Origin of the sequence: Variovorax sp. UC74_104, assembly GCF_044055375.1 — a bacterium.
Lineage (GTDB): Bacteria > Pseudomonadota > Gammaproteobacteria > Burkholderiales > Burkholderiaceae_C > Variovorax.
In genome coordinates, this window is record NZ_CP171978.1 from 2,057,509 (window position 1) to 2,074,072 (window position 16,564).

The following is a 16,564-nucleotide window of genomic DNA, read 5'->3' on the forward strand; positions in this document are numbered from 1 at the left end:
AACAGGGCCCACATTGTAGAATCGTGAGGTTTTGCGCCATAAATTCGAAGCCCCCGATATGAAGTTGTTTGCCAATATTGTGCTTGCGGCCCTCGTGGGCATCGCATCCAGCGTGAGTTTTGCAGCCGATGAACACGCGGCTGCTCCTGCCGCCCCGGCGGCCGCCAAACCGGCCAAGCCGGACCCCGCCAAGGGGGATGCGCTCTTCAACGCAACGCCGGCAAACAGCCAGAGCTGCGCCTCCTGCCACAACGCCGACGGCAACTCCGCCATCGCCGCCAACCCCAAGCTGGCGCAGCAGCATCCCGAATACATCCTCAAGCAGCTGCAGGACTTCAAGTCCGGCGCCCGCAAGAGCGCGATCATGAAGCCGCTGGCCTCGGCGCTGTCGGAAGAAGACATGCGCAACATCGCCTGGTTCGTGGGCTCGAAGAAGGTCAAGCCGGGCTTCTCGAAGGACAAGGACACCATCGCGCTGGGCGAGAAGATCTACCGCGGCGGCATCGGCGATCGCCAGATCCCCGCCTGCGCCGGCTGCCACAGCCCCAACGGCGCCGGCATTCCGGCCCAGTACCCCCGCCTGGGCGGCCAGAACGCCGACTACACCGTGGCCCAGCTCACTGCCTTCCGCGACAACGTCCGCCTGAACAGCCTGCCCATGACCGGCGTCGCCGCCAAGCTCAACGACAGGGAAATCAAGGCGGTCGCCGACTACATTGCCGGTTTGCGTTGATGATGACGCTCCCTGGAGCGTGACCAGCCGCCGATAACAATCCCAGACAAAGGGCGGGCCGATCCAGCAGGATGGCCCGCCCTTTTTTGTTTTTCTCCTTCTCCTTCCTTCCTACCTTCGCCCGATGTCCGTCTCCACCCATGGCCTTCGCGTTCATCGCGGCCCGCAGGTGCTTCGCGCCGCGGTGGAGCTGCTGTCGTCGATGCGTTTCGCGATCGCGCTGCTCACCATCATCTGCATCGCGTCGATCATCGGCACGGTGCTCAAGCAGCACGAGCCGATCAACAACTACATCAACCAGTTCGGGCCTTTCTGGGCCGAGCTGTTCCGCGCCGCGCGGCTCGACTCGATCTACAGCGCCTGGTGGTTCCTGCTGATCCTGCTGTTCCTGGTGGTCAGCACCACGCTGTGCATCGTGCGCAACACGCCGCGCATCCTGGTCGACCTCAAGACCTTCAAGGAAGACATCCGCGCGCAGAGCCTGAAGGCTTTCGGCCAGCGTGCGGAGAGCAGACTTGGTGAAGCCCCCGAGGCAGCGGCCAACCGCATCGCGCAGCTGCTGGTGAGCGGGGGATGGAAGGTCAAGCTGCAGCGGCGCGAGGCCAGCGGCAATGGCAAGAACGACGCAGGCTGGATGGTCGCGGCGCGCGCCGGCGGCGCCCACAAGCTCGGCTACATCGCGGCCCACAGCGCGATCGTGCTGGTGTGCATCGGCGGCTTGTTCGACGGCGACCTGGTGGTGCGCGCGCAGACCTGGTTCAACGGCAAGAGCGTGTTCACCGGCGGCGGCATGATCGCCGACGTGCCGCCGCAGCACCGGCTGTCGGCCAGCAACCCGACCTTCCGCGGCAACATCCTCGTGCCCGAGGGCGGGCAGGGCAGCATCGCCATCCTGAACCAGTCCGACGGCGTGCTGCTGCAGGAGCTGCCGTTCTCCATCGAGCTGAAGAAGTTCATCGTCGACTACTACTCGACCGGCATGCCCAAGCTCTTCGCGAGCGAAGTCGTGCTGCACGACCGCGAGACCGGCGAGCAGGTGCCCGCGCGCATCGAGGTCAACCACCCGGCCAGCTACAAGGGCGTGGAGATCTACCAGTCGAGCTTCGATGACGGCGGCTCCAAGGTGAAGCTCAAGGCCGTGCCGATGGCTGCCGCGGCCAAGCCCTTCGAGGTGGAGGGCGTCATCGGTGGCCCGAGCACCGAGATCACCAATGGCAAGGACAAGCTCACGCTCGAATACGCCGCGCTGCGCGTGATCAACGTCGAGAACTTCGCCGACGCCAACGCCATGGGCAGCGGCGCCGACGTGCGAAAGGTCGACCTGCGCCACGACATCGAGTCGCGCCTGGGTGCCGCCAACAAGACCAACAAGCCGAAAGTGCTGCGCAACATCGGCCCGAGCATCGGCTACAAGCTGCGCGACGCTGCCGGCCAGGCGCGCGAATACCAGAACTACATGGTGCCGGTCGACACCGGCGACGGCCAGCCGGTGTTCCTGCTGGGCATGCGCGAGAAGCCCGAGGAGCCGTTCCGCTACCTGCGCGTGCCGGCCGACGAGCAGGGCTCGATGGACGGCTTCGTGCGCATGCGCGCCGCGCTAGGCGACGCCGCCACGCGCGAGCGCGCCGTCGAGCGCTACATCGCCAAGGCCACCGATCCCAAGCGTCCCGAGATGGCCGAGCAGCTGCGCGTGTCGGCCACGCGCGCGCTGGCGCTTTTCGCGGGCAGCGAGCGCGCCAAGGCCGACGCCACCACCGCGGGCGGCTGGCAGGCGATTGCCGAGTTCATGGAAACCAACGTGCCCGAGGCCGAGCGCGAGCGCGCCGGCGGGGTGCTGGTGCGCATACTCAACGACGTGCTGTTCGAGGTGCTCAACCTGAGCCGCGAGGGCGCCGGCCTGGCCGCGCTGCGCAACGACGAGAAATCGCAGGCCTACCTGACGCAATCCGTGCTCGCCATCAGCGACGCGCACTTCTACCCGGCCCCGGTCGCGATGATGATGACCGACTTCACCCAGGTTCAGGCCAGCGTGTTCCAGGTGGCGCGCGCCCCCGGCAAGAACATCGTCTACCTGGGCTGCCTGTTGCTGATCGTCGGCATTTTTGCCATGCTGTACGTGCGCGAGCGCCGCCTGTGGGTGTGGCTGGCACCCGACGGCACGGCTTCCGAAGGCGACGCACCCGCGACGACGGCCGCCACGATGGCTTTCTCGGTGAATCGCAAGACCATCGACAGCGACCGCGAATTCGAGCATCTCAAACGCAAGCTGCTCGCCCTGAACGGATAAGACCACGAGACAACATGAACACCACGACCCTCACGCTCAATGAAAGCTGGCTCTCGCGCCGCAACCTGTTCGACTGGGTGTTCGCGGCGCTGGTGGTGGCCGGCGGCCTGTTCGCCTTCGCGCGCTACGCGGGGTCGATGGATTCCTACGAGAAGCCGATCCTCGCCGCGGCGGTGATCGCGACCATCGCCATCGGCTGGTTCTGGCGGCCGCTGCGGGTGCTGGCGATCGCGGTGGCTGCGGCCTCGCTGCTGGCCATCGCCTCGTACCAGGGCGACCTGGCGCGCGCCGACACGGTGTTCTGGCTCAAATATTTCCTGTCGAGCCAGTCGGCCATTCTCTGGATGAGCGTGCTGTTCTTCATGAGCACGCTGTTCTACTGGCTGGGCTTCTTCGGCGGAAAGCAGGCGGACACCTTCGATGCCATCGGCTCGCGCCTGGCGTGGGCGGCGGTGACGATGGCGCTGATCGGCACCATGGTTCGCTGGTACGAAAGCCACCAGCTCGGCCCGGACATCGGCCACATCCCCGTGAGCAACCTGTACGAGGTGTTCGTGCTGTTCTGCTGGCTGACGGCGGCCTTCTACCTGTACTTTGAGGAACGCTACGGCACGCGTGCACTCGGTGCCTTCGTGATGCTGGTTGTCAGCGCGGCGGTGGGCTTTCTGCTCTGGTACACGATCGTGCGCGAGGCGCACGAGATCCAGCCGCTGGTGCCCGCATTGCAGAGCTGGTGGATGAAGCTGCATGTGCCGGCCAACTTCATCGGCTACGGCACCTTCGCGCTCGCGGCCATGGTCGCCTTCGCCTACCTCATCAAGGAACAGGCGGACGAGAAGCGCTGGTACAAGCTCACGCCGATCTGGCTGCTGGGCGTGGCGCTGTGCTTCGTGCCGGTGGCGTTCCGCCAGCGCGTGCAGGAGGCCGGCGGCAGCTACTGGGTGATCTACGCGGGCATCTCGGCGCTGATCGCCGCGGGCATCCTGCTGGGGCGCAAGCGCATCGCCGCGCGCCTGCCGGCCAACGAGGTGCTCGACGACGTCATGTACAAGTCGATCACCGTCGGCTTCGCCTTCTTCACCATCGCCACCGTGCTGGGCGCCCTCTGGGCCGCCGACGCCTGGGGCGGCTACTGGAGCTGGGACCCGAAGGAGACCTGGGCGCTGATCGTCTGGCTCAACTACGCGGCCTGGCTGCACATGCGGCTGGTGAAGGGCCTGCGCGGCACCGTGGCGGCCTGGTGGGCGCTGGGCGGGCTGGCGGTCACGACCTTCGCCTTCCTGGGCGTGAACATGTTCCTGAGCGGGTTGCACAGCTACGGCACCCTGTGAATGCAGGCCCGCGGGCTTTCGCGAAGAATTATTGAAACCGCGCGCTTCGGCGGCGCGTAACCAGATCAGGGTCGGCCACGAACTACCCTGAGCACAACGATTCCGCGAAAGGCCCGTCATGTCGTTCCAATCCCGTCCGATCCGCCGCAGCAGCAACAGTGGCGGCAACGGTTTCATCCATCCGCTGTCCAGCGAGATCACGCCCCGGGAGGTCTACGAAGGCCGCCGCGACATGCTGAAGCTCATGGCCGGCGGTGCTGCGGGAGCCGCGCTGGCGGCGTTCGCGTCGCGTGAAGCCCTGGCCCAGGTCGAGCGCCCCAACAAGCTGGCGCCGCTGCCCGGCGCGAAATCGGCGGTTCCTGGCGCCGTCTCGATGGAAAAGGTCACCGACTACAAGGACGCTTCCACCTACAACAACTTCTACGAGTTCGGCACCGACAAGGCAGACCCTGCCAAGAACGCCGGCACGCTCAAGACGCGCCCGTGGACGGTGGAGGTCGAGGGCCTTGTCAAGAAGCCGGGCAAGTACGGCATCGAAGACCTGCTCAAGCTCAGCGCGCAGGAAGAGCGCATCTACCGCCTGCGCTGCGTCGAGGGCTGGTCGATGGTCATCCCGTGGGTCGGCTATTCGCTGGCCGAGCTCATCAAGAAGGTCGAGCCGCAGGGCAACGCCAAATTCGTCGAGTTCGTGACGCTGGCCGACCCCAAGACCATGCCCTTCGTGGGCTCGCGCGTGCTCGACTGGCCCTACACCGAGGGCCTGCGCATGGACGAGGCGATGCATCCGCTCACGCTGCTGGCCTTCGGCATGTACGGCGAGGTGCTGCCCAACCAGAACGGCGCGCCGGTGCGACTGGTGGTGCCGTGGAAGTACGGCTTCAAGTCGGCCAAGTCGATCGTGAAGATCCGCTTCGTCGAGAAGGAGCCGAGCACTGCCTGGAACAAGGCTGCGGCCAACGAATACGGCTTCTATTCGAACGTGAACCCCAACGTCGACCATCCGCGCTGGAGCCAGGCCACCGAACGCCGCATCGGCGACGGCGGCGGGCTGTTCGCCAAGCGGCGCAAGACGGAGATGTTCAACGGTTACGAAGCGCAGGTCGGCCAGCTCTATGCAGGCATGGACCTCAAGAAGAACTACTGAAATGGGGCTCGCCCCCGGGCTGCGCGCACTTGGTGTCGCGCGCGCCTTCCCTCTGCCGGGGGCAACACCTGCGGGCCGGCAGAGCCGGTTCCGCGGTGTTTCTCGAAGGTGCGACGTCTCTTTTTTCATGGAGTGTCTTGTGAACAAGCTGCTCATGCATCCTGCGACCAAGCCGGTCATCTTCCTGCTGTGCCTGCTGCCGTTCGCGCTGCTGGCCTATGGTGCGTTCACGGACGGGCTGGGTGCCAACCCCGCGGAGTTCCTGATCCGCGCCACCGGCGACTGGACGCTGCGCTTCATCTGCATCGTGCTGGCGGTGACGCCGCTGCGCGTGATGAGCAAGTGGAACGCACTCGCGCGCTACCGCCGCATGCTGGGCCTGTTCGCGTATTTCTACGTGGTGCTGCACCTGCTGTGCTACGCCTGGTTCGACATGGGCTTCGAGTGGGCCGACATCGCGAAGGACATCGCCAAGCGGCCGTTCATCCTGGTGGGCTTCTCGGCCTTCGTGCTGCTGACGCCGCTGGCGGCCACGTCGTTCAACCGCGCGATCAAGGCGATGGGCGCGAAGCGCTGGCAGATGCTGCACAAGCTGGTCTACCTGATCGCGGGGCTCGGCCTGCTGCACTTCTTCTGGATGCGCGCGGGCAAGAACAACTTCGCGGAAGTGTTCGTCTATGCCGCGATCATTGCGGTGCTGCTCGCGTGGCGCGTATGGAACTTCGCGAGCAAGCGCGGCAAGGGAAAGCCGGCGTCGGCCGGCGCGGTGCGTACCGGCTGATGCCGGGAAAGGGCAATCAGCCGTCGATCTCGCTGCGCAGCTGGTCTTCCATCGTCTCGCGACGGCGGATCAGCTTTGCGCTGGCACCGCTCACCAGCACTTCGGCGGCGCGGCCGCGCGTGTTGTAGTTGCTGGACATGCTCATGCAGTACGCGCCCGCCGACAGCACGGCCAGCAGGTCGCCCGACAGCACGTTGAGCGCGCGGTCGCGGCCCAGCCAGTCGCCGCTTTCGCAGACCGGGCCGACCACGTCGTAGGTCGTGGCATTGCCGCTGCGGGCACGCACCGGCTCGATGCGCTGGAAGGCCTGGTACATCGCGGGGCGGGGCAGGTCGTTCATGGCCGCGTCGACGATGCAGAAGTTCTTGTCCTCGCCGGGCTTGGTGTAGAGCACTTCGGTGACGCACACGCCGGCGTTGCCGACCAGCGAACGGCCCGGCTCGATCACCAGCTTGCGCTTGCCGAAGCCGCGCGCGTCGAGCTTGGCCAGCAGCTGCTGCCACAGCGCATCGGCCTTGGGCGGCACTTCGCCGTTGTAGTCGATGCCCAGGCCGCCGCCGAAGTCGAGGTGATGGATCGGCACACCGGCCGCCTCGATGGATTCCACCAGGTCGAGCACGCGGTCGCAGGCGTCGAGGTAGGGCGAGGCTTCGGTGATCTGCGAGCCGATGTGGCAGTCGATGCCCACCACCTCCAGCCCCGGCAGCCGTGCGGCGTGCTTGTAGGCCTCGACGGCGCGGTCGTGCGCGATGCCGAACTTGTTGCCCTTCAGGCCGGTGGAAATGTAGGGATGCGTCTTCGGATCGACGTTCGGATTGATCCGGATGCTGATCGGCGCGCGCTTGCCTTCGGCAACAGCCACTTCGTTGAGCACGTCGAGTTCGGCTTCGCTCTCGACGTTGAAGCAGGCGATGCCGGCGGCAAGGGCCTGGCGCATTTCGGCGCGGGTCTTGCCCACGCCCGAGAAGATGATCTTCTTCGGATCGGCGCCGACGGCCAGCACGCGCGACAGCTCGCCGCCCGAGACGATGTCGAAGCCGCAGCCGGCTTCCGCGAACACGCGCAGCACGCCGAGCGAGGAGTTGGCCTTCATCGCATAGCAGATGAGGGCGTCGCGTCCTTCGAAGCCGCGCTGGTAGGCGGCCAGCGCGTCCAGCATCCATTGCTGCGAGTAGACGAAGAGGGGGGTGCCATGTTCGCGGGCCAGCGCATCGAGCGCCACGCCTTCGACGTGCAGCGCGCCATCGCGCTCCGCGATGTGCGGCTGGCCGGGCAGGGAGTTGGCGGTTGCGCTCACTTGCGTTGCTCCGTGCCGGTGTTGTTGCTGTTACCCGCCGGTGCGCTGGCGGCTGCGGCCGGCGCGGGCACAGCCTGGTTGGAAGGTGTGGAGGAGGTGGAGGACGGCGAAGGCCGCAGGCTCTCGGGCGTCATGAGCTCCGGCAGCGTGGCGCGCCCGGCGGCGGCAGGATCGGTCGGCAGGTACAGCGGACCGCGCTGCCCGCAGGCCGCAACGAGCCCGGCGGCGCCCACGGCGAGGCAGACCATGAGCGCAGCGCGGACGCGGGCGCTCACTAGAATTTGGTGAACGTTCAACATGGCGAAATTGTAATGACCGACACCGAGTACATGGATCGCGCCGAGGCTGCCCTTGCAGCCATCGAGCTGGGCTGCGATCGCATCAACGAAACGACCGACGCGGACATCGACAACCAGAGGGTGGGCGGGATGATCACGATTTCATTCCGCAACGGCAGCCAGCTGATCGTGAACCTGCAGAAGCCCCTGCAGGAAATCTGGCTCGCCGCGCGTTCCGGCGGTTACCACTACCGCCATGACGGCAAGGCCTGGGTCGACACCAAGACCGGCGAGGAGTTCTTCGGCAACCTCTCGCGCGAAGCGACTCTTCAGGCCGGGCAGCCGCTGACCTTCGCGGCCGCCTGATCCTGTCCTTTGCTCGCGTCCGTCGTCCTCAGTTGCGGAACAGGTCGAGGATGCGGTTGCGCTCCTCGGGCGGGGCCGGCGCGCTCACGGGGGCACCGGTCAGGGCCTCCACCGGCGCCACGGGTGCGGATTCCACGCCCAGGCTCGCAACGCCGCGTCCCGGCGCGTAGTCGTCGTAGTACCACTCGCCGCCGACGTTCACGATGCCCGCGGGCGGGTTGGCCGACAGCTCGGTCACCGGCACGCCCTTGATGGCGGTTTCCATGTAGGCGATCCAGATCGGCAGGCTCAGCCCGCCGCCGGTCTCGCGGTCGCCCAGGTTGCGCGGCGTGTCGTAGCCGATCCACGAGATGGCCGTCATGGTGGGCTGGAAGCCGGCGAACCATGCGTCCAGCGAGTCGTTGGTGGTGCCGGTCTTGCCGTACAGGTCGGGACGCTTGAGCATCGCCTGCGCCTTCGCGGCGGTGCCGCCGCGGGCCACGGAGTTCAGCAGCGTGTCCATGATGAAGGCGTTGCGCTGCGGAATGACGCGCAGCGATTCGTTCAACAGGGGGGGCTGCTTGTCGACCAGCACCTTGTCCTTGTGGTCGGTGATGCGGGTCACGAGGTACGGATTGACGCGATAGCCGCCGTTGGCGAACACCGAATAGCCCACCGCCATCTGCATCGGCGTGACCGAGCCCGCGCCCAGCGCCATCGGCAGGTAGGCCGGGTGCTTTTCCTTGTCGAAGCCGAAGTTGGTGATCCACTCCTGCGCGTAGCGCGTGCCGATGGACTGCAGGATGCGGATCGACACGAGGTTCTTCGACTTCATCAGCGCGGTGCGCATCGACATCGGGCCGTCGTAGCCGCCGCCGTAGTTCTTGGGCTCCCAGGGCTGGCCGCCGGTGGTGCCGGCGTCGAAGAAGAGCGGGCCGTCGTTGATGACCGTGGCCGGCGTGAAGCCCTTTTCGAGCGCCGCGGAATAGATGAACGGCTTGAAGCTCGAACCCGGCTGGCGCCAGGCCTGCGTCACATGGTTGAACTTGTTCTTGCCGAAGTCGAAGCCGCCCACCAGTGCCTTGATGGCGCCGTCGCGCGGGTCCATGGCGACGAATGCGCCTTCGACCTCGGGCAGCTGCGTGATCTCCCAGGTGTTCTTGGGCGTCTTCACCACGCGGATGACCGCGCCGCGGCGGATCTTGATGTTCGGCGGGGCCTTGTCGGAGAGGCCGGACTGCGCGGGCTTGAGGCCGTCGCCGGTGATCTGCACCGGGTCGCCGTTGCCGCGCACGGCGTCGATCTGCTTGGGCGTGGCCTTGAGCACCACTGCCGCCATCACGTCGCCGTTGTCGGGGTGGTCGCTGAGTGCGTCGTCGACCGCTTCGTCGAGGTCCTTGGGGTCGTTCGGCAGGTCGACGAACTTCTCGGGGCCGCGGTAGATCTGGCGGCGCTCGTAATCCATGATGCCCTTGCGCAGCGACTTGTAGGCCGCGGCCTGGTCGGCAGCGACCAGCGAGGTGTAGACCTTCAGGCCGCGCGTGTAGGTGCTGTCGCCGTACTGGGCATACATCAGCTGGCGCACCGTTTCGGCGACGTACTCGGCGTGCAGGCGGTTCGGGTCGGCCGCGTCACGCAGATGCAGCTCTTCCTTCTTGGCTTCCGCGGCCTGCTCGGCGGTGATGAAGCCGGCTTCCTGCATGCGGTCGATCACGTAGAACTGACGGCCGCGCGCGCGCTGGGGATTGTTGACCGGGTTGTTTGCGCCCGGCGCCTTCGGCAGGCCGGCCAGCATGGCGGCCTGCGCGATGGTGAGCTCCTGCAGGGGCTTGCCGAAATAGGCTTCGGAAGCGGCGGCGAAGCCGTAGGCGCGGTTGCCGAGGTAGATCTGGTTCAGATAGATCTCGAAGATCTGGTCCTTGGTAAGCAGGTGCTCCAGCTTGAAGGTCAGTAGCACCTCGTAGATCTTGCGGGTTAGCGTTTTCTCGGAGCTCAGGTAGACGTTGCGCGCCACCTGCATCGTGATGGTCGATGCGCCCTGGCTCTTCACGCGGTTCATGTTGGCCAGGCCGGCGCGCACCATGCCCTTGTAGTCGACCCCGCCGTGGTCGTAGAAGCGGGCGTCTTCGGCGGCCAGGACGGCGTCCTTCACGACCTTCGGAATCGCCGAGATCGGGGTGAGGTTGCGGCGCTCCTCGCCGAACTCGCCGATCAGGATGCCTTCGGCCGAGAACACCCGCAGCGGCAGCTTGGGCCGGTAGTCGGAGAGTTCGCTGATGTCAGGCAGGTTCGGATAAGCGACCGCGAGGGCCACTGCCACCACGCACAGCACCGCGAGCACGCCGGCCAGCGCGATGCCGAAGCACCAGAAGAAAAAGCGCAACAGCCATTTCAGCCAGGTCGGGCGCGTGGGGGGAGGGGTCTTGGCTGGCCCTTTGGGGCTGGAAGTTTCTTGCATGAGGGGCCGCACAGAGTCACCCGACATTATAAAAAGCCGGCCTCTCCACACGATCCGATCTTTGAGGGGCTTGCATTGCCCTAATTCAAAAGTTACAAAATGCGGTTTTGACGTCAGGTTTTGACAACGCTTCAGGGTTTTGCCCTTCGGCGTTGCTTGGTTGCCGCTACGCCTGCTGCTAGCATGCAACCGAATTCAATTTTTTCTATTGGTTACAAATACAGGGGAAGAGGAACCTGCCTTGGCTGCTCTTGGATCATTGTTTCGTCGTCAGAACGCTCCCCTGCTGGGGCTGGACGTAAGTTCGTCCAGCGTCAAGCTGGTCGAGCTCGGCCGTGAGGCCAGCGGCAAGCTGGTCCTGGAGCGCTGCGCCATCGAGCCCCTCGAACGTGGCTGGATCACCGACGGCAACGTCGAAAAGTTCGACGAGGTGGCCGAGGCCGTGCGCCGCGTCATCCGCAAGAGCGGCACGCGCACCCGCAACGTGGCGCTCGCGCTGCCGCCTTCGGCCGTCATCACCAAGAAGATCATTCTTCCCGGCGGCATGAGCGAGCAGGAGCTCGAAGATCCAGGTCGAATCCGAGGCCAACCAATACATCCCGTTCTCGCTGGACGAAGTCAGCCTCGACTTCTGCGTGACCGGGCCGAGTACCACTTCGGCCGGCGACGTGGAAGTGCTGATCGCCGCATCGCGCAAGGAAAAGGTCCAGGACCGCGAAGGCTTGGCGGAAGCCGCCGGCCTGAAGGCGATGATCCTCGACGTCGAGTCCTATGCCTCACGCCTCGCGACCGCCCGCCTGATCGAGCAGCTGCCCGGCAAGGGCGTCGATTCGATCGTGGCGCTGTTCGAAGTGGGCGCCTTCACCACCAGCATGCAGGTCCTGCGCAACCAGGAAGTGCTGTACGACCGCGACCAGGCGTTCGGCGGCGCCCAGCTCACGCAGCTGATCGTGCGCCAGTACGGTTTTTCCGCGGAAGAGGCCGAAGCCAAGAAGCGCAGCGGCGACCTGCCCGACGACTACGGCTCCGGCGTGCTCAAGCCCTTCGTCGAAAGCATCGCGCAGGAAATCGCGCGTGCGCTCCAGTTCTTCTTCACCAGCACGCCGCACAACCGCGTCGACTACGTCCTGCTGGCAGGTGGATCGGCTTCGCTGCCGGGTCTGACCAATGCCGTCACGCGGCAGACGTCGTTCGCCTGCTCGCTGCTCAATCCCTTCGAAGGGATGGAAATCAGCTCGAACGTCCGGGAGAAGAAGGTCCGCCGCGAGGCCCCGTCCTATCTGACCTCCTGCGGGCTGGCCATGCGGAGGTTCCTGCAGTGATCCTCATCAACCTGCTTCCGCACCGCGAAGCTGCACGCAAGCGCAGGCGCGAGGCCTTCTATGGCACCCTGGGCGCCGCGGCGCTTCTGGGCGGCCTGATCGCGGTCCTGGGCTACCTCTGGTTCGAGGCCCAGATCTCGGCGCAGCAATCGAAGAACAGCTTTCTCCAGGCCGAGATCAAGAAGCTCGAAGTCGAGATCAAGGAAATCTCGACCCTGCAGGAAGAAATCGCCGCGCTGCGCGCGCGCCAGCAGGCGGTCGAAGACCTGCAGGGCGACCGCAATCTTCCCGTCCACCTGCTCAACGAACTGGTCCGGCAACTGCCCGACGGCGTCTACCTGACCAACATGAAGCAGGACAACCAGACTGTCACGCTGCAAGGCATGGCGCAGTCGAACGAGCGCGTCTCGGAACTGCTGCGCAACCTGGGCAACAACAGTCCGTGGCTGGTGAAGCCCGAGCTGGTCGAAATCACGTCGGCGAACGTTAACCTGAATCCGCGCGACCAGCGTCGCGTGGCGAACTTCACGATGCGCATTGGCCTGAAACGCCCCACCGATGCTCAGAAGGCCGCAGCCGAAAAGGCGCTGGCCGCAACCGCGCAGTCCAAGGGGTAACCGATCATGGCAAGCAATCGCCCCTCCCAGAAAGTCGATGTCGCGGCTGCGCTGCAGCGCGTCGGCGACCAGTTCCGCGGGCTCAATCCGAACGATCCGTCGACATGGCCAGCGGTGCCCCGCTACGCGCTCTGCCTGGCCGTCACGGCGCTGGTGCTCGTTGCGCTCTGGTTCGCCTGGCTCACCAATTCGAACGACGAACTCGAGAGCGAACGTTCCAAGGAAATCGCGCTCAAGACCGACTACCAGAAGAAGGTGGCACAGGCTGCCAACCTCGAACTGCTGAAGAAGCAGCGCGAGCAGGTGCAGCAGTACGTGACCCTCCTCGAGAAGCAGCTGCCCAGCAAGGCCGAAATGGACGCCCTGCTGTCGGACATCAACCAGGCGGGCCTGGGGCGCAGCCTCCAGTTCGAGCTGTTCCGTCCGGGGCAGGTGTCGGTGAAGGACTACTACGCCGAGCTCCCGATCGCCGTGCGCGTGACCGGGCGCTACCACGACATGGGCGCCTTCGCCGCCGACGTGGCGGGCCTCTCGCGCATCGTGACGCTGAACAACATTTCCGTCACCCCGCAAAAGGACAAGGACGTGCTGACGATGGATGCCACCGCGCGTACCTACCGTTACCTCGATGACGACGAGCGGGCCGCGCAGAAGCGTGCCTCCGCACCGAAGGCGAAGAAATGAAGATCGTCGCCAAAGTACTGTGGCTGACGCTGGCGGCGTCGGCACTGAGCGCCTGCGATTCCGACCAGGAAGACCTGCAACGGTGGATGGCCGAGCAGCGCGCCCAGGTGAAGCCCTCGGTGCCGCCCATCTCCGAGCCGAAGAAATTCACCCCGCAGGCATACACCGAAGCCTCAGCCTTCGAGCCTTTCAACATCCTGAAGCTGACCCAGGCGCTGCGCCGCGAATCGAACCAGCCGAGCACTTCCGAGCTGATCGCGCCTGAGCTGGCGCGCCGCAAGGAGGCGCTGGAGGCCTTCCCGCTCGACTCGATGGCCATGGTCGGCAGCATGAACCGCAACGGCCAGCCGGTGGCGCTGGTTCGTGTCGACAAGCTGCTCTACAAGGTTCGCGTCGGCGAATACCTGGGACTCAACTACGGGCGTATCACCCGAATCAACGAAACCGAAGTCGCCCTGCGTGAGATCGTGCAGGACGCCGCCGGTGAATGGATCGAACGCGTCGCGACGCTGCAGCTGCAAGAGAGTGCGAAATGAACCATAAGAAATCAACGATGGCACAGTGGCTGCGCGCTGCCGGCCTGGGTCTGCTGGCCTTCGGTGCATTGGCCGTGGCCCATGCGCAAAATGCCATCGAAGCCGTGACCAGCTCCACGCAGTCCGGTTCGGAAGTGATCCGCATCGATCTTGCGCAGCCGCTCGCCGCGGTGCCCGCCGGATTCACCGTCCAGACGCCGGCGCGCATCGCGCTCGACTTCCCGGGCGTTACCAACGCCATCGGCCGTTCCGCCATCGAAGTGAACCAGGGCAACCTGCGTTCGGTGAACGTGGTGCAGGCCGGTGAACGCAGCCGCGTGGTGCTGAACCTGAAGCAGGCGACCGCCTACAAGGCCGAGATCCAGGGCAAGTCGCTGCTGGTGGTGCTGGACCCGGTGGCCGGGCCGGCGCTTGCCGCATCGCCCGCCAGCACGGCCTTCGCGGAAAACCGCAACCGCGACATGCTGCCGCTGAAGGACGTCGATTTCCGCCTCGGCTCGGACAGCACGGGCCGGGTCATCGTCGATCTTCCCAACAACCAAGTGGGTGTCGACGTCAAGCAGCAGGGCAAGAGCCTCGTCGTGGAATTCACCAAGTCGACGCTGCCCGAGGGCCTGCGCCGCCGCCTCGACGTGGCCGATTTCGGCACCCCGGTACAGCTGATCACCTCGCAGCAGACTGGCGACCGCGTCCGCATGACGATCGACGCCAAGGGCGACTGGGAGCACAGCGCCTACCAGAGCGAGAACCAGTTCGTGGTCGAAGTCCGTGCCCGCAAGGTCGACCCGACCAAGCTGACCCAGGGCGTGGGCTACAACGGCGAGAAGCTGTCGCTGAACTTCCAGAACATCGAGATCCGTTCGCTGCTGCAGGTGATCGCCGACTTCACGAACTTCAACATCGTGACCTCGGATTCGGTGAGCGGCGCCCTGACGCTGCGCCTGAAGGACGTGCCCTGGGACCAGGCGCTCGACATCATCATGCAGGCGAAGAACCTGGGCATGCGCAAGAACGGCAGCGTGCTGTGGATCGCGCCCAAGGATGAGATCAACGCCAAGGAAAAGCTCGAATTCGAGGCGAAGGCCGCGATCGAGAACCTGGAGCCGCTGCGCACCCAGTCGTTCCAGCTCAACTACACCAAGGCGATCGCCATTGCGCAGGGCCTGACCGGCACAGGAGCTGGCGGCGGCGGTGGTGGCGGCGGCACGACGACTCGTATCCTGAGCCCGCGCGGCAGCGTGATCGCGGAGTCGCGTACCAACCAGCTTTTCGTGTCGGATGTTCCCTCACGGCTGGCGCAGGTGGCAGAGTTGATCCAGAAACTTGACGTTCCTGTGCGCCAGGTGCTGATCGAAGCCCGTATCGTCGAAGCTTCGGATACCTTCGGCAAGTCGCTGGGCGTGCGCCTGGGCGGCGGTATCGCGGGCGAACGCTTCGCGTCTTCCGGCGGAAACCGGGCGTTCGGGAATCTCGGCGTCATGCCGGTCACCACGCCGGGCACCAATGGCGGTGCCACCACGGCCACGAGCACGTTCACCAACTCCAACTTCATCAACCTTCCCGCAGGCGATGCCGGCGGCACCGGCAACGCGGCAGGCACCTTCGCGATCTCGCTCTTCAATTCGAGCTTCTCGCGCATGCTGAACCTCGAGATCTCGGCGCTCGAAGCAGACGGCAAGGGCAAGCTGGTGTCCAGCCCCCGCGTCATCACGGCCGACCAGACCAAGGCGCTGATCGAGCAGGGCGAGGAAATCCCGTACCAGCAGGCCACCTCCAGCGGTGCGACCTCGATCTCGTTCCGCAAGGCGGTGCTGAAGCTGGAAGTCACGCCGCAGATCACGCCGGAAGGCAACATCATCCTGACGCTGGACGTGAGCAAGGACGCCCGCGGCGTGAACACCTCGGCAGGCCCTGCGATCAACACCAAGCACGTGCAGACCGAGGTGCTGGTGGAGAACGGCGGCACGGTCGTCATCGGTGGTATCTTCGAGCTCACCGAAACCAATGACGAATCGCGCGTGCCGGTGCTGGGTGAAGTGCCCTATCTGGGAGCACTGTTCCGCAAGCGCGAACGCGTTGCCAACAAGACTGAAATGCTCGTCTTTATCACCCCGAAGATGATTACCGACCGCAACGCCGCGCGCTGACGCGCGGGCGTAGCAGCCACCGCGTGGCGGTCGCACTCGTCGGCTTGCCCGGCGCCGGAAAATCCGCAGTGGGCCGGCGCCTGGGGATGCGGCTGGACCTTCCTTTCGTGGACACCGATCACGTGATCGAGCAGCGCATCGGCTGCTCGATCCGTGATTACTTCGAGCGCGAGGGCGAAATCGCCTTCCGCGATCTCGAACAGACCGTGATCGCCGACCTCGCGGCCAATGCCCAGGGCGTGCTGGCTACCGGAGGCGGCGCTGTGCTGCGGGAAGCCAACCGCACGCAGCTGCGCGATCACTTCCACGTGATTTACCTGCGTTCCTCCCCCGAAGACCTGTTCCGGCGCCTTCGCCACGACGTCAAGCGCCCCCTGCTCCAGGTGGCCGATCCGCTGGGGCGGCTGCGGGAGCTGCATGACGCGCGCGACCCGTTCTATCGGGAAACCGCCCACGACGTGGTCGACACCGGACGCCCGACGATCGCCATGCTGGTGAACATCATCGTGATGCAGCTCGAGCTGGCGGGCGTCGTCGAGCCGGGCGCGCATCCCGAGGATCCCCCCGCCTGAGCCCCCGGGCCGCGCAGCGCCTAAACTCGCTG

Annotated in this window: 14 protein-coding genes and 1 pseudogene; 12 read left to right on the plus strand and 3 right to left on the minus strand. The window is 65.6% G+C overall.

The annotated features are described in order from the left end of the window. Positions 1–58 precede the first annotated feature (58 nt). From ACHMXA_RS09560 to ACHMXA_RS09580, 5 genes are all read left to right on the plus strand, one after another. On the plus strand, positions 59–733 hold the full coding sequence (locus ACHMXA_RS09560) for a cytochrome c (protein ID WP_176667929.1): 675 nt from the start codon (positions 59–61) through the stop codon (positions 731–733). Between the two features lie 124 nt (positions 734–857). Continuing rightward, positions 858–3,020: a cytochrome c biogenesis protein ResB gene (locus ACHMXA_RS09565; protein WP_395320398.1), complete on the plus strand. Its 2,163-nt coding sequence runs from the start codon at positions 858–860 to the stop codon at positions 3,018–3,020. A gap of 14 nt (positions 3,021–3,034) precedes the next feature. Beyond that, a complete protein-coding gene (ccsB, locus tag ACHMXA_RS09570) occupies positions 3,035–4,351 on the plus strand; it encodes a c-type cytochrome biogenesis protein CcsB (protein WP_395320400.1) in 1,317 nt (438 codons plus the stop codon). Between the two features lie 118 nt (positions 4,352–4,469). Next, complete coding sequence (gene msrP / locus ACHMXA_RS09575; RefSeq protein ID WP_395320402.1) at positions 4,470–5,495, plus strand: protein-methionine-sulfoxide reductase catalytic subunit MsrP; 1,026 nt, start codon at positions 4,470–4,472, stop codon at positions 5,493–5,495. A 139-nt stretch (positions 5,496–5,634) separates the two neighbouring features. Then, the gene (locus ACHMXA_RS09580; RefSeq protein ID WP_395320404.1) at positions 5,635–6,276 is read left to right on the plus strand and encodes a sulfite oxidase heme-binding subunit YedZ; all 642 of its coding nucleotides are present in this window, start codon (positions 5,635–5,637) and stop codon (positions 6,274–6,276) included. Positions 6,277–6,292: 16 nt separating this feature from the next. Here the strand turns inward: ACHMXA_RS09580 and lysA are convergent, their stop codons facing one another. Both lysA and ACHMXA_RS09590 read right to left on the minus strand, forming a co-directional pair. Continuing rightward, positions 6,293–7,573, minus strand: coding sequence for a diaminopimelate decarboxylase (gene lysA / locus ACHMXA_RS09585; protein ID WP_395320406.1), 1,281 nt, complete (start codon positions 7,571–7,573; stop codon positions 6,293–6,295). Then, a complete protein-coding gene (locus ACHMXA_RS09590; protein ID WP_395320408.1) occupies positions 7,570–7,848 on the minus strand; it encodes a lipoprotein in 279 nt (92 codons plus the stop codon). The genes lysA and ACHMXA_RS09590 overlap by 4 nt, the downstream gene beginning before the upstream one ends. 36 nt (positions 7,849–7,884) lie before the next feature. Between ACHMXA_RS09590 and cyaY the strand changes: the two genes are divergently transcribed. After that, positions 7,885–8,217 (plus strand): iron donor protein CyaY, encoded by a 333-nt coding sequence (cyaY, locus tag ACHMXA_RS09595; RefSeq protein ID WP_395320410.1) that lies wholly within the window; start codon positions 7,885–7,887, stop codon positions 8,215–8,217. A 28-nt stretch (positions 8,218–8,245) separates the two neighbouring features. On the opposite strand, the gene ACHMXA_RS09600 is transcribed toward cyaY, so the two are convergent. Further along, on the minus strand, positions 8,246–10,654 hold the full coding sequence (locus ACHMXA_RS09600) for a penicillin-binding protein 1A (RefSeq protein ID WP_395320412.1): 2,409 nt from the start codon (positions 10,652–10,654) through the stop codon (positions 8,246–8,248). A 241-nt stretch (positions 10,655–10,895) separates the two neighbouring features. Between ACHMXA_RS09600 and ACHMXA_RS09605 the strand changes: the two are divergent. The 6 genes and pseudogenes from ACHMXA_RS09605 to ACHMXA_RS09630 all read left to right on the plus strand — a co-directional run bounded on the left by ACHMXA_RS09605 (position 10,896) and on the right by ACHMXA_RS09630 (position 16,532). Then, positions 10,896–11,976: pseudogene (locus ACHMXA_RS09605) on the plus strand (pilus assembly protein PilM). Then, positions 11,973–12,593, plus strand: coding sequence for a PilN domain-containing protein (locus tag ACHMXA_RS09610; RefSeq protein ID WP_176667938.1), 621 nt, complete (start codon positions 11,973–11,975; stop codon positions 12,591–12,593). The pseudogene ACHMXA_RS09605 and the gene ACHMXA_RS09610 overlap by 4 nt, the downstream one beginning before the upstream one ends. Positions 12,594–12,599: 6 nt before the next feature. Beyond that, entirely contained in the window at positions 12,600–13,277 is a 678-nt protein-coding gene (locus ACHMXA_RS09615) for a type 4a pilus biogenesis protein PilO (RefSeq protein WP_176667939.1), read from the plus strand. Beyond that, complete coding sequence (locus tag ACHMXA_RS09620; protein ID WP_093196402.1) at positions 13,274–13,813, plus strand: pilus assembly protein PilP; 540 nt, start codon at positions 13,274–13,276, stop codon at positions 13,811–13,813. The genes ACHMXA_RS09615 and ACHMXA_RS09620 overlap by 4 nt, the downstream gene beginning before the upstream one ends. Further along, positions 13,810–15,960: a type IV pilus secretin PilQ gene (pilQ, locus tag ACHMXA_RS09625; RefSeq protein WP_395320415.1), complete on the plus strand. Its 2,151-nt coding sequence runs from the start codon at positions 13,810–13,812 to the stop codon at positions 15,958–15,960. The genes ACHMXA_RS09620 and pilQ overlap by 4 nt, the downstream gene beginning before the upstream one ends. 23 nt (positions 15,961–15,983) lie before the next feature. After that, on the plus strand, positions 15,984–16,532 hold the full coding sequence (locus ACHMXA_RS09630; protein WP_395320417.1) for a shikimate kinase: 549 nt from the start codon (positions 15,984–15,986) through the stop codon (positions 16,530–16,532). Positions 16,533–16,564 lie beyond the last annotated feature (32 nt).

What these genes read in the sequence shown, in the direction of transcription:
- ACHMXA_RS09560 (WP_176667929.1), top strand. Translation starts at nt 59, where the DNA reads ATGAAGTTGTTTGCCAATATTGTGCTTGCGGCCCTCGTGGGCATCGCA.
- ACHMXA_RS09565 (WP_395320398.1), top strand. Translation starts at nt 858, where the DNA reads ATGTCCGTCTCCACCCATGGCCTTCGCGTTCATCGCGGCCCGCAGGTG.
- ccsB (WP_395320400.1), top strand. Translation starts at nt 3,035, where the DNA reads ATGAACACCACGACCCTCACGCTCAATGAAAGCTGGCTCTCGCGCCGC.
- msrP (WP_395320402.1), top strand. Translation starts at nt 4,470, where the DNA reads ATGTCGTTCCAATCCCGTCCGATCCGCCGCAGCAGCAACAGTGGCGGC.
- cyaY (WP_395320410.1), top strand. Translation starts at nt 7,885, where the DNA reads ATGACCGACACCGAGTACATGGATCGCGCCGAGGCTGCCCTTGCAGCC.
- ACHMXA_RS09600 (WP_395320412.1), bottom strand. Translation starts at nt 10,654, where the DNA reads ATGCAAGAAACTTCCAGCCCCAAAGGGCCAGCCAAGACCCCTCCCCCC.
- ACHMXA_RS09615 (WP_176667939.1), top strand. Translation starts at nt 12,600, where the DNA reads ATGGCAAGCAATCGCCCCTCCCAGAAAGTCGATGTCGCGGCTGCGCTG.
- ACHMXA_RS09620 (WP_093196402.1), top strand. Translation starts at nt 13,274, where the DNA reads ATGAAGATCGTCGCCAAAGTACTGTGGCTGACGCTGGCGGCGTCGGCA.
- pilQ (WP_395320415.1), top strand. Translation starts at nt 13,810, where the DNA reads ATGAACCATAAGAAATCAACGATGGCACAGTGGCTGCGCGCTGCCGGC.